Origin of the sequence: Actinokineospora cianjurensis (genome assembly GCF_003663795.1) — a bacterium.
Taxonomy (GTDB): domain Bacteria; phylum Actinomycetota; class Actinomycetes; order Mycobacteriales; family Pseudonocardiaceae; genus Actinokineospora; species Actinokineospora terrae.
The window spans coordinates 1,817,345-1,830,184 of record NZ_RCDD01000001.1 but is presented as its reverse complement, the minus strand read 5'-3'; the positions used below and the strand labels follow the sequence as shown (position 1 = coordinate 1,830,184).

The following is a 12,840-nucleotide window of genomic DNA, read 5'->3' as shown; positions in this document are numbered from 1 at the left end:
CGAGCCACCGCCTGCCTGCCGCCGACCTGGAACGGCTAGAGGCGTTCGACGTTGTCGCCGTCGAGGTGGCCTCGGGTGTCGAGGATGGATCTGGCGGTGTTGGCGATGTGCGGGAGGTCGTAGCAGCGGTGGGCTTGCAGGAGGATGACCAGGTCGGCGTCGGGGTCCACCTCGGGGGATGAGGGGACGGGGTCGTCGTCGACGGTGAAGCGGGGGGCGTGCGGGTCATGGTAGGAGACGTGGGCGCCGAGGGCGCGGAGTTGGCGGACGACGCCGGTGGCCGGGGATTGGCGGAGGTCGGCGACGTCCGCCTTGTAGGTGACGCCGAGCAGGACCACGCGGGCGCCGAAGACGCGGCCGCCGTCGCGGACCAGGATGTCCCTGGCGCGGCGCACGACGTAGCCGGGCATGCCGGAGTTGACCTCCTGCGCGGTGGTGACCATCGAGCACGGCAGGCCCTCGGCGCGGGCGCGGTTGGCCAGGTAGCGCGGGTCGACCGGGATGCAGTGGCCGCCGACGCCGGGGCCCGGCGAGAACGGCTGGAAGCCGAAGGGTTTGGTCGCCGAGCAGCGCAGCACGTCCCACACGTCGATGCCGAGCCGGTCGCAGAACACCGCCAACTCGTTGACCAGCGCGATGTTCACCAGCCGGTAGCTGTTCTCCAGCAGCTTGGCCGTCTCCGCCTCGCGCAGCCCGGCGGCCACCACCACCGAATCGACGAGCAGCTCGTAGAACGCCGCGCACCGCTTGGCGCACACCGGGGTCAGCCCGGCCACCACCTTGGGCGTGTTCTCCAGGACGTACTCGCCGTTGCCCGGGTCGATGCGCTCCGGGGAGTAGCCGAGGTTGAAGTCCACGCCCGCCACCAGCCCGGTCGACTCCAGCACCGGCAGCAGCACCTCCTCGGTGGTACCCGGGTAGCTGGTGGACTCCAGCACCACCAGGCTGCCCGGCCGCAGCCGAGCCGCCACCGCGCGACCGGCGGCCAGCACCGCCCGCAGGTCCGGCTCACCGTCGACGAGCCCGGTCGGCACGCAGATCACCACCGTGTCCGCTGTGGACACCGCGTCGAACGCGGCGCTGGCGGTGAACCCACCGGCGCGCATCGCGGTGACGGCATCGGCGCCGATGTCCTGCACGTGCGAGCGCCCCCCGGTGAGCCCGGCGACCACGGCGGCGTCGGTGTCCACACCGGCCACCGTGAGCCCCGCCGCCACCGCACGCCTGGCCAGCGGCAGTCCGACGTAACCGAGTCCGACCACCACGAGGTCCGCTGACACGGGATCGATAGTCCTTCCTGGCGGTGGGGCCCGGCCTCAGATGCTGAAGCTGCCGAGCGGGCTGACGTGCGTGCCGTTGCCCGGCTTGAGGTACTGCACCGGGAAGATCGGGAAGGTGCACTTCGGGTCGAAGTAGATGGTCACCACCCGGTCGGTCTGGTTGACCAGCACGTGCGAGGCGAACGGCAGGCTGTAGCAGCCGCTGGGTTCCTTGTAGACGGTGACCGGGGTGAACTCCATCTGGAAGACCACGACCTGGTCCGGCTGCGGCGGCGGGGGCAGCTCGGCACCGGCCGAGGTGGCCGTGGCGAGCGGGACCAGTGCCGCCGCGGCGAACGCGGCCGAGATCTTGCGGGCGAACCGCATGACGGGGTCCTTCCTGGTGATCGGGTGCGTGCTGACCATGCTGGTCATTTCCACACCCACTCGCAGTCGCTGAGTCGGGTACGGGTTTTCACCTCTTCGATAAGTGGCGCGTGACCGCCGGTATCCCTACCGTCCGCTAGGTCACGCATGACCGGCGAGAGGCAAGGTGGAGATGACCCGCTACGACTGGGCGCGATCACACCCCGGTATCGACAGCGTCGTCGCGGGCGTCGCGCCGGTCGTCGCCGAGGCGGCCGATCACCCGGTCCACCAGCGGATCACCACCCCGGCCGAGGTCGCGGTGCTGATGAGCCACCACGTGTTCGCGGTGTGGGACCAGATGTCGGTGCTCAAGCGGTTGCAGAACGAGCTGACCTGCGTGCGGGTGCCGTGGGTGCCGACCGGGGCGCCGATCAGCCGCAGGCTGGTCAACGACATCGTGCTGGTCGAGGAGAGCGACGCGTTCGGCGAGGGTTTCGTCAGCCACTTCGAGCTCTACCGGCACGCGATGACCGAGGCGTGCGCCGACACCCGCGCCATCGACGCGTTCCTCGACCTGCTGCGCGCCGGGTACGCGGTCCCCGACGCGCTCGCCGCCGCGGCCGTGCCCGGCCCCGTCGCCGACTTCGTGAGCGCGACGACCGCGGCGGTGAGCACGGCGCCGGTGCACTGCAAGGCGGCGGCGTTCGCCTTCGGCCGCGACGACCTGTTGTCCACAGTGGCGCCGCGCGAGGTCGGGTCGCTGCCGCTGCTGCGCCACTACGTCCGTCGCCACCTGGAGATCGACACCGGGCAGCACACGCCGATGGCGATGCAGATGGTGGCCGACCTCTGTGGACCGGACGAGGACAAGTGGGCCGAGTGCGTCACGACCGTCGTGGCCGTCCTGCGGGCCAGGATCGGGCTGTGGGACGGCATTGTCGAGGCCGTGGACCGCGAACTGGCCACGGCATGACTACCTGTGTCCCGTTGGGATGATGGCAGATACCCCCGATTTGGTTACACCCGAGCCAGTCCCGGTGGCGCCCAGCGTTGCTAGTGTCGGTTTTGCGGGGCCAGATTGCGAAACGTTGTGGCTTCGGCTCCCGCGTTCACACAGCCAAGCACATGAAGGAGCAAGGTCGTGACCGCTAGCGTCCAGGACAGCAGGCTCAAGCGCCGGTTCGAACTCTGGGACAACAACGGGGACGGGGCCATCGACCGGTCCGACTACGAGAGCGAGGCCAGGCGGATCCTGCAGGGCTTCGGCGAGCAGGAGAACTCCCCCAAGGGCCGCGCGCTGCTCTCCGCGTACACGACCATGTGGGAGTCCCTCGCCGACAAGGCGGGCAGCGGCCCGCAGGGCCAGGTCACCCTGGAGCAGTTCATCCAGATCACCGAGCGCGAGATCGTCCAGGCCGGGGACGCGGGCTTCGACCGCAACCTGCGCCCGTCCATCGAGGCCATCGTGGACATCGCCGACACCGACGGCGACGGCGAGGTCAGCTCCGCGGAGTTCAAGCGCTGGATGCGCGCCGCGGGCGTCGACGAGCGCCAGGCCGAGCAGTCCTTCAAGCAGCTCGACGCCAACCACAGCGGCACCCTGTCCGTCGAGGAACTCGTCGACGCGGTCCGCGACTACCACCAGGGCAAGCACGACATCTCGCTGCTCGGGAACTGAAGCTTCAGACCCTAGGAGACCCCTGTTCGCGGAGAGCGCGAACAGGGGTCTTTCGTTGTATCTACCCGGGGGGCGACCCCCCGGACCCCCACGGTGCGGTGGGTGGCGGAACCAGCGGGGTTCGCTTGGCCTTCGGCCGTCGCATCAAGGTGTGTAACCAACGGGGTTGTCGCCCACGGTGCGGTGGGCGCCTGATCCAGCGTGGGCTCGCTCGGGCCTTCGGCCCTCGCGTCGAGTATGTGAGCGATTGGTTTGTCGCCGACGGTGCGGTGGGTGGCGGAACCAGCGTGGTGGGGTTGCGCGGTTTGCTCGACCTTCGGTCATTGCGTTGGGGTGTGTGACCACGTGGGGTTGCGGGACAACGGACTGTTGCCCACGGGGCGATGGGCGGCGGTACCAGCGTGGTGGGGTTCGGGGGACGATGGACTGTCGGTCGTGGGCGGGGGCGGCAGAACCGTGAAGTGACATTGCGGTGTTGGGCTGCCGCCCACGGACGGGGGGCGGGGCAGGCGGGGCGCGGGGGGTGGTCGTGGACGGCCGGGGTGTCCTGTGTGGAGGGTCAGGCGCGGGGGTCGGCGATGGCCCAGAGGTATTGGACGGCGTAGGCGCGCCAGGGGCGCCAGGCTGAGGCGTGGGCGGTGAGGGCGGACGGGGTGTGCGGTAGGCCGAGGGCGCGGGAGGCGGCGCGGACGGTCAGGTCGCCGGGGAGGAAGGCGTCGGGGTCGCCGAGGGCGCGCATGGCGATGGTCTCCACGGTCCACGGGCCGAAGCCGGGCAGTGCGGCCAGTCGGGCGCGGGCGCGTTCCCGGTCGGCGCCGACTCCCAGGTCGATGGCGTTGGCGGCCAGCGCGGCGACCAGGGCGGCGATGGTGTCGCGGCGGGCGCGGGGCAGCGCGAAGCGGTCCGGGTCGAGTTCGGCGAGGGTGGCGGCGGTGGGGAACAGGTGGGTGAGCGCGCCGCCCGGGTCGTGGACCTGGTCGCCGTGGTCGTGCACCAGCCGGGCCAGGTGGGACTTGGCGGCGGCGATGGACACCTGCTGGCCGAGCACGGCGCGGATGGCGAGTTCGCCGCCGTCGACGGTGCGGGCCACCCGGCGGCCGGGGTCGCGGCGCACGTGCGGGGCGAGCACCGGGTCGGCGGCGAGCAGGTCGTCGACCGCGATCGGGTCGGCGTCGAGGTCGAGCAGCCTGCGGCAGCGGCTGATCGCGCGGGCCAGGTCGCGCAGGTCGGTCAGCGCGAGCTGGCAGGCGATGTGGTCGGCGGTGGGCCGCAGGGTCGCGATGCCGGTGCCGTGCGGCAGTCGTAACGTGCGCCGGTACGCCCCGTCGCGCCACTCCTCGACGCCGGGGATGGCGGTGGCGGCGAGGTGGCCGAACAGGTTGTCCGGGCACAGCGGTTGGCGGAACGGCAGCCGCAGCGAGATCACCCCGGGGCTGGCGACCTGTCTGCCCGCGCGCAGCCGCAGCTCGGTCGGCGGCAGCGCGAACACCTCGCGCACGGTGTCGTTGAAGGTGCGGATGCTGCCGAACCCGGCGGCGGCGGCGACCTCGCTCATCGGCAGCGCGGTGGTCTCGATCAGCAGCCGGGCGGTCTGCGCGCGCTGCGCCCTGGCCAGCGCGAGCGGTCCGGCGCCGAACTCGGCGAGCAGCTGGCGCTCGACCTGGCGGACGCTGTAGCCGAGCCGGGCGGCGAGACCGGGCACCCCGGCGCGGTCGACGACGCCGTCGGCGATCAGCCGCATGGCGCGGGCGGCGAGGTCCGCGCGCTCGTTCCACTGCGGCGAGCCGGGGCTGGCGTCCGGGCGGCAGCGCTTGCAGGCCCGGTACCCGGCCTGCTGCGCTGCGGCAGCGCTCGGGAAGAAGGTCATGTTCTCCGCCTTGGGCGGCATCCCGGGACAACTCGGCCTGCAGTAGATGCGGGTGGTCCTGACGGCGGTGTAGAACCAGCCGTCGAAACGCGCGTCCCTGGACCGCACCGCGCGCACGCAGCGGTCGAAATCCTCATGCACCCGAACAGGATGGTGGTCGGCCGTACAGCGTCATTGGCGGTAAAACGACTTGACAGTCCAGAAAGCAGTGGCGTCGGTTTCCAGCCAGCCGATGTCGGTGCCGGCTGCTTGTATGCCCGCATGACGACTTCCCAACAGGACCGAGCGGCCGCCCTCACCGCGCTGCACACCAGTGGAACCCCGTTGTTGCTGGCCAACGCCTGGGACGTGGCCAGCGCGGTGGTCTCGGCGGCGGCCGGGATCCGCGCGGTGGCGACCACGAGCGCGGGGGTGGCGTGGGGGCTGGGCGCCCCCGACGGTGACGCGTTGTCGCGCGCGGCGGCCGTGGACCTGATCGCCCGCGTGGTGTCCGCGGTGGACGTGCCGGTGACCGCGGACATCGAGTCCGGCTTCGGCGCGACGGCCGACGGGGTGGCCGAGACGGTGCGCGGCGTGCTGGCCGCGGGCGCGGTGGGGGTGAACATCGAGGACACCCACGACGGTGGGTTGCGCTCGGTCGACGAGCAGGCGGACCGGCTCGCGGCGGCCAGGTCGGCGGCCGATTCCGCCGGGATCGCCTTGTACATCAACGCCAGGACCGACGCCTACCTGCGCGGTTCGGGTGCCGACGAGGCGGAGCGGTTCGCCATCGCGGTGAAGCGGGCAGGCGCCTACCTCGACGCGGGGGCCTCCGGTGTGTTCGTGCCGGGCCTGACCGACCTGGACGTGCTGGCCAGGCTGGTGCGCGAGATCCCGGCGCCGGTCAACGCGATGGTGTACCCGGGCGCGCCGACGGTGGCCGAGCTGGTGCCGACCGGGGTGGCCAGGATCAGCCTGGGGGCCGCGATCGCGCAGTCCGCTTACGCGTTGGTGCGGCGGGCGACCGGGGAGCTGCTGACGACCGGGACCTACGAGTCGGTGGCGGAGTCGCTGTCCTGGGGGGAGTTGAACGCGCTGCTTGCCCGCTGACCGCCCGCCTGCGTCCGCTGACCGTCCGGTTGGGACGCGAGGCCGTCCAGGATCCGCGCCAGCCCGTACCGGTAGACGTCAACGGGGGCAACGGAATCGGCCGCGGAGGTCCCATGATCCCCAAGCCCGTCAGTGCCTTGGGGAACGTCAGTACCACTGGGGACAGTGGACTGGGCCGCCTCGCGGTCGCGGTCGTCCTCGGTCGCGATGCTCTGCCAGGCGTGGGTGAGCAGCAGGGTGTTGACCGCGACCGCCTCGTCGCCGAAGCCCGCGCGGCGCAGGACGGCGAGGCCGCGGTCGATCAGCTCGCGCAGGGCGGGCACCCGCTCACCGCGCACGGCGAGGCGGCGCGCGGTGCCGGGGTGACGGCGCAGCACCGGGCGCGCGTCGGTGAGCAGCCGCTCGAACCACGCGCGCCACGGCAGGTCGTCGGCAGGCAGCGGTAACTCGGCGACGACCCGCTCCAGCACCGCGGCGACGACGGACTCCCGGTCGCCGACGTGGTGGTAGACGACCGCCGGGTAGGCGCCGATCTCGGCCGAGAGCTGGCGCAGCGTCCAGTCCTCCAGGCCGTGCCGCGCGGTCAGGCCGAGCGCGGCGGCCACGATCCGCGCGGGGGTGACGGCGGTCTGCCGTTTGCCGCTCACTGATGCATACGTGGCCATACGTGCACAGTAATGGGTGTCCCACCACGCGTGGCCAGGAACCATTCGGGGTACCTGGTCCGTTGAGAAGGCAGAGCACCTGGAGCAGGAAGGAGCCGAGCATGCCACTGCTGAAGAGGCTCACCGCGTTGGCGGGGGCCGCTGCCGCGGCGACCAAGTACGCGAAGAAGAACCCGGAGAAGGTCAACCGGATGGCCGCCAAGGCGGGTCATTTCGTGAACCAGAAGACCCGGGGGAAGTACAGTCGCCAGATCGATGGCGCGGTCCGCCGCGTGCACACGGCGACCAAACCCCGCTGACCGAGCCGGTGGGCCGCCGCGTCCCGGCGGCCCACCGACCAGGGGATTGCTACAGCTCGGACACCCGACCGGCGTCAACCTTGAGGTCGCGCGTGGTGGACACCGCGTCCAGCATCTTGCGGTCGTGGGTGACCAGCAGCAGGGTTCCCGGGTACTCGGCGAGCGCGGCCTCGAGCTGCTCGATCGCCGGGAGGTCGAGGTGGTTGGTCGGCTCGTCGAGCACGAGCAGGTTCACCCCGCGGGCCTGGAGCAGGGCCAGGGCCGCACGGGTGCGCTCACCGGGCGACAGGGTGGCGGCGGGCCGCAGCACGTGCGCCGCTCGCAGGCCGAACTTGGCCAGCAGGGTGCGCACGTCCGCGGTCGGCCAGTCCGGGATCTGGCGGCTGAAGGCGTCGAACAGCTCCTCGCCGCCGAGGAACAGGCCGCGCGCCTGGTCGACCTCGCCGACGACCACCCCGGGCCCCAGGTAGGCCGAACCCGAGGTGAGTTCGGCGCGGCCGAGCAGGGCGGCCAGCAGCGTCGACTTGCCCGCTCCGTTGGCACCGGTGATGGCGACCTTGTCGGCCCAGCCGATCTCCAGGGTGACCGGGCCGAGGGTGAACCCGCCGCGGGTGACCACCGCGTCGGTCAGCGCCGCGACGACCGCGCCGGTGCGCGGGGCGGCGGCGATCTCCATCCGCAGCTCCCACTCCTTGCGCGGCTCCTCGACGACGTCGAGCCGTTCGATCATGCGCTCGGTCTGCCGCGCCTTGGCCGCCTGCTTCTCGGTCGACTCGGCGCGCAGCTTGCGGCCGATCTTGTCGTTGTCGGTGGACTTGCGCCGGGCGTTGCGCACGCCCTTCTCCATCCAGTTGCGCTGCAACCGGGCCCTGGCCTCCAGGGACGCCTTGGTGTCGGCGTAGTCCTCGAACGCCTCGCGGGCGTGCTTGCGCGCCCACTCGCGTTCCTCCAGGTACGCCTCGTACCCGCCGCCGTACTCGCGGATCTCCTGCTGGTGCAGGTCGAGTTCGAGGACGCTGGTGACGGTCCTGGTGAGGAACTCGCGGTCGTGGCTGACCACCACCGTGCCGGTGCGCAGCCCGGCGACGAACGCCTCCAGCCTGGCCAGGCCGTCGAGGTCGAGGTCGTTGGTCGGCTCGTCGAGCAGGAAGATGTCGTAGCGGCTCAGCAGCAGCGAGGCGAGGCCCGCGCGGGCGGCCTGCCCGCCGGAGAGCGACACCATCTCCTGGTCCAGCCCCACGCCGAGGCCGATCTCGGCCACCGCGATGGCCGCGCGCTCGTCGAAGTCGGCGCCGCCGAGGGCGAGCCAGCGCTCCAGCGCGACGGTGTAGTCGTCGCCGTCGGCGCCCGTGGCGAGCGCCTCGGCCGCGGCGTCCATGATCCGCTGCGCCTCGGCGACCCCGGTGCGCCTGGCCAGGAACTCGCCGACGGTCTCCCCCGGCCTGCGCTCCGGTTCCTGCGGCAGGTAGCCGACGGTCGCGGTCGGCGGGTTCAGCCGGACCTCGCCCTCCTCGGCGGGCAGCAACCCGGCCAGCGTCCGCAGCAGCGTCGACTTGCCCGCGCCGTTGACACCGACCAGCCCGATGACGTCGCCGGGGGCGACGACCAGGTCGAGGTCGGTGAACAGCACGCGGTCGCCGTGCCCGGACGCGAGTCCCTTGGCCACCAGGGTCGCGCTCACGACAGCTCCGCCCGCAGGGTCGCCGCGACCTGGGCGACCGCCTGCCGCGCGGCGTCGAACCTGGCCAGGCGGCGGAAGAAGCCGTGGATCATGCCCTGGTAGCGGACGCTGACCGCGGGCACGCCAGCCTCGGCCAGCGCCCGCGCGTACGCCTCGCCGGGGCCGCGCAGGATGTCGTGCTCGGCGGTGATCACCAGCGTCGGCGGCAGCCCGGCCAGCTCGGCGGTGCCCGGCGCGAGGTCGGGCTGGTCGCGGTCGACCCCGGCGGGGGCGTAGGCGTCCCAGCAGAACTCGAGGCCCTGCGGCAGCAGCCCCGGGCTGTCCACATCGGACAGTTCGGCGGTGTGGTCGGTGATCGGGCAGACCAGCACCTGCGCGGCGAAGGGCTGGCCCCGGTCCCGCGCGCGGCGGGCGGCGACGGTGGCCAGGTGCGCGCCTGCCGAGTCGCCCGCGATCGCGATGCGGCTGACGTCCAGGCCCAGTTCACCGCCCGCGTGGCGCAGCCAGTCGACCGCGGTGTCGACGTCGTCGATGGCGGCCGGGAACGGGTGCTCGGGGGCCAGGCGGTAGTCGATGGCGACGATCGCGGCACCGGAGAGCGCGGCCAGGTAGCGGCACAGCGGGTCGTGGGTGTCGAGGCCGCCCATGGCCCAGCCGCCGCCGTGCAGGTAGACCGCGATCGGCAGCGGGGTCTCCGACGGCGGGAGGTAGATCCGGATCGGGACGCCGCCCGCGGACCCGTCGGACACCGCGGCCAGCGGTGTGCCCGGTCCCGCCTCGGTGAGCGTGGTGGCCGCGAAGCCCGCCCGCGCCGCGGGCAGGGTCTCGACGGTCAGCGGCGGCGGGACGCCACCGGCCTTGGCCACGGCGAGCACCTGCGGGTGCAGCACGACACACCTCCGGAAACGACTGCGGTCACCACCCCGGCGGCGGCACCGCGTCAATGATGTCCGACCGGCCCACCCAATCCGGGACGGGCCTGTGGTCGGGGCTCAGCGGGCGCACCGGCAGCCGGTAGCGGTCCAGGTGCGGATCGGGCTCGGGGTGGCCCGCCACGACACCGATGCCGACGAACCTGGCCCGGCCGAGGTCCAGGTCGAACATGTCGAAGGTGATCACCCAGCCCGGCGGCGGCCAGTCGAGCGCGGCCTCCCCGAGGTCCCCCGAAATCGTCACGACACCCGCATCGCTTTTCACTCGTTTGATGTAACCAACTGAGACGTTGGAGACTCTACCGTCGCTCACGGTTGGTAACTGATTTGCCGCTCATTGGGTGAAGAGTTTACTAAACCGACTTTCGTAGGGTGCCCTACCTGCGGTGACCCGCTCTAGCGTCACCCCATCACGTCGACCGAACTCCCTCGATCGGCGGTCACTGATCCGGGCCAGGCCGGAGTGGTTGCTCACCCCGGGCACCCCGGGACCCCTGCGAGCAAGGAAGAGGACCATCCCCATGCGCAGCAGCACCACCAGAAGAAAACAGGCGTTAGTGGCGATCGGCGCCGTCGGACTGGCCGCGGGCGCGGCCGTGGCGCTCACCCCGTCGGCCACCGCGGCCCCGGCGGCGCTCGTCCCGGCGCTCCAGCGCGACCTCGGGCTCAGCACCGAGCAGGTGCACCAGCGGATCACCGCCGAGACCTCGGCGAGGGCCTTGCTCCCCACCGCGCGCACCGCCGCGGGTGAGGCGTTCGGCGGGTCGTGGCTCGACCAGGGCGCGCTGGTGATCGGCGTGACCGACGCGAACCGGGCGGACGCGGTCCGCTCGACCGGCGCCCGGCCCACCGTGGTGACCAACAGCGCCACGGACCTGGACGCGACCAAGGCCGCCATCGACCGGCAGGCGGGCACGGGGGCGCCGACCGGGGTCGCGGGGTGGTACGTGGACGTGCCGTCCAACTCGGTCGTGCTCACCGTCCGGCGCGGCGCGACCGGCGCCGACGTGACGTCCTTCGTGGACAAGGCGAAGGCGGCCGGTCCGGTCCGCGTCGCCGAGACCACCGAGACGCCGCGGCTGTTCGCCGGGTCGATCGTCGGCGGGAACGCCTACTACATCAACGGTTCCAGCCGCTGCTCGGTCGGGTTCTCGGTCGAGGGCGGGTTCGTGACAGCGGGCCACTGCGGCACCCAGGGCTCTTCCACGACCGGCTCGGACCAGAGTCCACTGGGGACGTTCGCGGGTTCTTCCTTCCCGGGCAACGACTACGCGTGGGTCGAGGCGAACTCCTCCTGGACGCCGTCGCCGACCGTCAACGGCTATGGCAACGGGAACGTGACCGTGGGCGGCTCGTCCGAGGCGGGTGTCGGCCAGAGCGTGTGCCGGTCCGGCTCGACCACCGGCTGGCACTGCGGCACCATCCAGGCGACCAACTCCACGGTGAACTACCCGCAGGGCACCGTCACCGGGTTGACCAAGACGAACGCGTGCGCCGAGCCGGGTGACTCGGGCGGCTCGTGGGTCAGCGGCGACCAGGCCCAGGGCGTGACCTCGGGCGGGTCCGGCGACTGCTCCTCCGGCGGGACGACGTACTTCCAGCCGGTCAACGAGATCCTCTCGGTGTACGGGCTCTCGCTCGTCACCGGCTGAGCCGATCGGCGGCTGGACCGGGACCCTGCCTGGGGTGCGCCAGGCAGGGTCTCGCCGCGCCTTACGTGATGTCTTGCGCGATGTCGACCAGCGCGGTGAGCAGCCGGTCCACATCGGACACGTCGGTGTACGGGGCGATCCCGGCCCTGACCGCGCCCGTGGCCTCGATGCCGAGCCAGCGAGCGCACTCGATGGCGTAGAAGTGGCTGGCGGGAGCGTTGACGCCTGCCAGGGCGAGCCGCTCGTAGACGGCGGCGGGGGCGACTCCGTCCACAGTGAACAGGACGGTGGCCGTCCTGGGGCGCCGGGGATCGCCGTAGACCAGGACGTTGGGCAGGGCGCGCAGGCCCGTCTCCAGCCGGTCGAGCAGGGCGGTCTCGTGTTCGTGCAGCGCGGCCAACGAGCGGGTCAGCCGTTCGCGGCGGGTGCCGTCGCCGGGCACGAGGTTGGCCATGAACTCGATCGCCGCGGTGCTGCCCGCCAGCAGCTCGTAGGGCAGGGTGCCCAGCTCGAACCGCTCCGGGACGGCGTCGGAGGACGGCAGCAGCTTGTCGGGCCGGATCGTCTCCAGCAGCGCGGGATCGGCGACGACGGTGCCCATGTGCGGGCCGAGGAACTTGTACTGGGAGCAGGCGTAGAAGTCCGCGCCGAGCGCCTTGACGTCGACCAGCGCGTGCGGGGTGTGGTGCACGCCGTCGACGTAGGTCAGCGCACCCGCGGCGCGGGCGGCGGCGGTGATGGCCGGGATGTCGGGCTGGGTGCCGAGCAGGTTCGACGCGGCGGTGACCGCGACCAGCCGGGTCTTGGGGGTGAGCAGGTCGGCTATCGCCTCGACCGGCAACACCCCGGTCTCGCGGTCGAAATCGGCCCACCGGACCGTGGCGCCGACCGCGCCCGCCACCTGCACCCAGGGCCGGATGTTGGCATCGTGGTCGAGCCTGGTCACCACGACCTCGTCACCCGGCCCCCAGTCCTTGGCCAGGGCGCGGGCGAGGTCGTAGGTCAACTGGGTCATGCTGCGCCCGAACACCACCCCCTGCGGCTGGGCGCCGAGCAGGTCGGCCACCGCGAGCCTGGCGTCGGTGACGACGAGGTCGGCCCGCCGCTCGGCCGCCGTCACCCGCCCCCGGTTCGCGACGGCGGCGAGCATGACCGCGGCCACCGCCTCCGCCACGTCCACGGGCACCTGCGAGCCGCCCGGCCCGTCGAAGTGCGCCGCACCCTCGGCCAGCGCGGGGAACCTCGCCCGCACCGCCGCCACGTCGTAAGTCATCCCATGACTGAGCACACCCCCGAGCGTAGGTGCCGGGCGTTCCGCAGTGCGGGAAGAGTGACCAGGCCCTTTGACG

The 12,840-nt window shown here is 72.4% G+C and carries 13 protein-coding genes; 5 read left to right on the top strand and 8 right to left on the bottom strand.

Translation table 11 applies throughout. The features are described from left to right. Positions 1-35: 35 nt before the first annotated feature. Together CLV68_RS08690 and CLV68_RS08685 are read right to left on the bottom strand one after the other, a co-directional pair. Positions 36-1,280, bottom strand: a complete 1,245-nt coding sequence (locus tag CLV68_RS08690) for a nucleotide sugar dehydrogenase (protein ID WP_121389936.1) — start codon at positions 1,278-1,280, stop codon at positions 36-38. A gap of 36 nt (positions 1,281-1,316) precedes the next feature. After that, positions 1,317-1,694 carry a hypothetical protein gene (locus CLV68_RS08685; protein WP_246009727.1) on the bottom strand — a complete coding sequence of 126 codons (378 nt, stop codon included), beginning with the start codon at positions 1,692-1,694 and terminating at the stop codon, positions 1,317-1,319. Between the two features lie 124 nt (positions 1,695-1,818). On the opposite strand from CLV68_RS08685, the gene CLV68_RS08680 reads away from it, so the two are divergent. Together CLV68_RS08680 and CLV68_RS08675 are read left to right on the top strand one after the other, a co-directional pair. Then, positions 1,819-2,601 carry a DUF3050 domain-containing protein gene (locus CLV68_RS08680; protein WP_121389935.1) on the top strand — a complete coding sequence of 261 codons (783 nt, stop codon included), beginning with the start codon at positions 1,819-1,821 and terminating at the stop codon, positions 2,599-2,601. A 168-nt stretch (positions 2,602-2,769) separates the two neighbouring features. Further along, complete coding sequence (locus CLV68_RS08675; protein ID WP_121389934.1) at positions 2,770-3,306, top strand: EF-hand domain-containing protein; 537 nt, start codon at positions 2,770-2,772, stop codon at positions 3,304-3,306. Between the two features lie 559 nt (positions 3,307-3,865). Here the strand turns inward: CLV68_RS08675 and CLV68_RS08670 are convergent. Then, on the bottom strand, positions 3,866-5,314 hold the full coding sequence (locus tag CLV68_RS08670) for an AlkA N-terminal domain-containing protein (protein WP_121389933.1): 1,449 nt from the start codon (positions 5,312-5,314) through the stop codon (positions 3,866-3,868). Between the two features lie 120 nt (positions 5,315-5,434). On the opposite strand from CLV68_RS08670, the gene CLV68_RS08665 reads away from it, so the two are divergent. Beyond that, the gene (locus CLV68_RS08665; RefSeq protein ID WP_121389932.1) at positions 5,435-6,262 is read left to right on the top strand and encodes an isocitrate lyase/PEP mutase family protein; all 828 of its coding nucleotides are present in this window, start codon (positions 5,435-5,437) and stop codon (positions 6,260-6,262) included. Here the strand turns inward: CLV68_RS08665 and CLV68_RS08660 are convergent. Beyond that, entirely contained in the window at positions 6,202-6,927 is a 726-nt protein-coding gene (locus CLV68_RS08660) for a TetR/AcrR family transcriptional regulator (protein ID WP_170224166.1), read from the bottom strand. The two genes, CLV68_RS08665 and CLV68_RS08660, sit on opposite strands and share 61 nt — an antisense overlap. A 101-nt stretch (positions 6,928-7,028) precedes the next feature. Here CLV68_RS08660 and CLV68_RS08655 point away from each other — a divergent pair, with 101 nt between their 5' ends. Then, a complete protein-coding gene (locus CLV68_RS08655; RefSeq protein WP_121389930.1) occupies positions 7,029-7,226 on the top strand; it encodes an antitoxin in 198 nt (65 codons plus the stop codon). 49 nt (positions 7,227-7,275) lie between these two features. Here the strand turns inward: CLV68_RS08655 and CLV68_RS08650 are convergent, their stop codons facing one another. Genes CLV68_RS08650 through CLV68_RS08640 form a run of 3 tightly spaced genes read right to left on the bottom strand, consistent with a single transcriptional unit; the run spans position 7,276 to position 10,083 of the window. Continuing rightward, positions 7,276-8,907, bottom strand: a complete 1,632-nt coding sequence (locus CLV68_RS08650; RefSeq protein ID WP_121389929.1) for an ABC-F family ATP-binding cassette domain-containing protein — start codon at positions 8,905-8,907, stop codon at positions 7,276-7,278. Then, positions 8,904-9,797, bottom strand: coding sequence for an alpha/beta hydrolase (locus tag CLV68_RS08645; RefSeq protein ID WP_170224164.1), 894 nt, complete (start codon positions 9,795-9,797; stop codon positions 8,904-8,906). Before CLV68_RS08645 ends, CLV68_RS08650 begins: the two co-directional genes overlap by 4 nt. A 25-nt stretch (positions 9,798-9,822) precedes the next feature. Beyond that, positions 9,823-10,083 carry a hypothetical protein gene (locus CLV68_RS08640; RefSeq protein WP_121389927.1) on the bottom strand — a complete coding sequence of 87 codons (261 nt, stop codon included), beginning with the start codon at positions 10,081-10,083 and terminating at the stop codon, positions 9,823-9,825. Positions 10,084-10,360: 277 nt separating this feature from the next. On the opposite strand from CLV68_RS08640, the gene CLV68_RS08635 reads away from it, so the two are divergent. Continuing rightward, on the top strand, positions 10,361-11,491 hold the full coding sequence (locus CLV68_RS08635) for a S1 family peptidase (RefSeq protein ID WP_121389926.1): 1,131 nt from the start codon (positions 10,361-10,363) through the stop codon (positions 11,489-11,491). Between the two features lie 61 nt (positions 11,492-11,552). Here the strand turns inward: CLV68_RS08635 and CLV68_RS08630 are convergent, their stop codons facing one another. After that, positions 11,553-12,764, bottom strand: coding sequence for a cysteine desulfurase-like protein (locus tag CLV68_RS08630; RefSeq protein ID WP_121389925.1), 1,212 nt, complete (start codon positions 12,762-12,764; stop codon positions 11,553-11,555). Between the last annotated feature and the right edge of the window lie 76 nt (positions 12,765-12,840).

Coding starts and splice junctions, on each gene's coding strand:
- CLV68_RS08665 (WP_121389932.1), top strand. CDS start 5,435: ATGACGACTTCCCAACAGGACCGAGCGGCCGCCCTCACCGCGCTGCAC.
- CLV68_RS08660 (WP_170224166.1), bottom strand. CDS start 6,927: ATGGCCACGTATGCATCAGTGAGCGGCAAACGGCAGACCGCCGTCACC.
- CLV68_RS08680 (WP_121389935.1), top strand. CDS start 1,819: ATGACCCGCTACGACTGGGCGCGATCACACCCCGGTATCGACAGCGTC.
- CLV68_RS08630 (WP_121389925.1), bottom strand. CDS start 12,764: ATGACTTACGACGTGGCGGCGGTGCGGGCGAGGTTCCCCGCGCTGGCC.
- CLV68_RS08635 (WP_121389926.1), top strand. CDS start 10,361: ATGCGCAGCAGCACCACCAGAAGAAAACAGGCGTTAGTGGCGATCGGC.
- CLV68_RS08655 (WP_121389930.1), top strand. CDS start 7,029: ATGCCACTGCTGAAGAGGCTCACCGCGTTGGCGGGGGCCGCTGCCGCG.
- CLV68_RS08685 (WP_246009727.1), bottom strand. CDS start 1,694: ATGACCAGCATGGTCAGCACGCACCCGATCACCAGGAAGGACCCCGTC.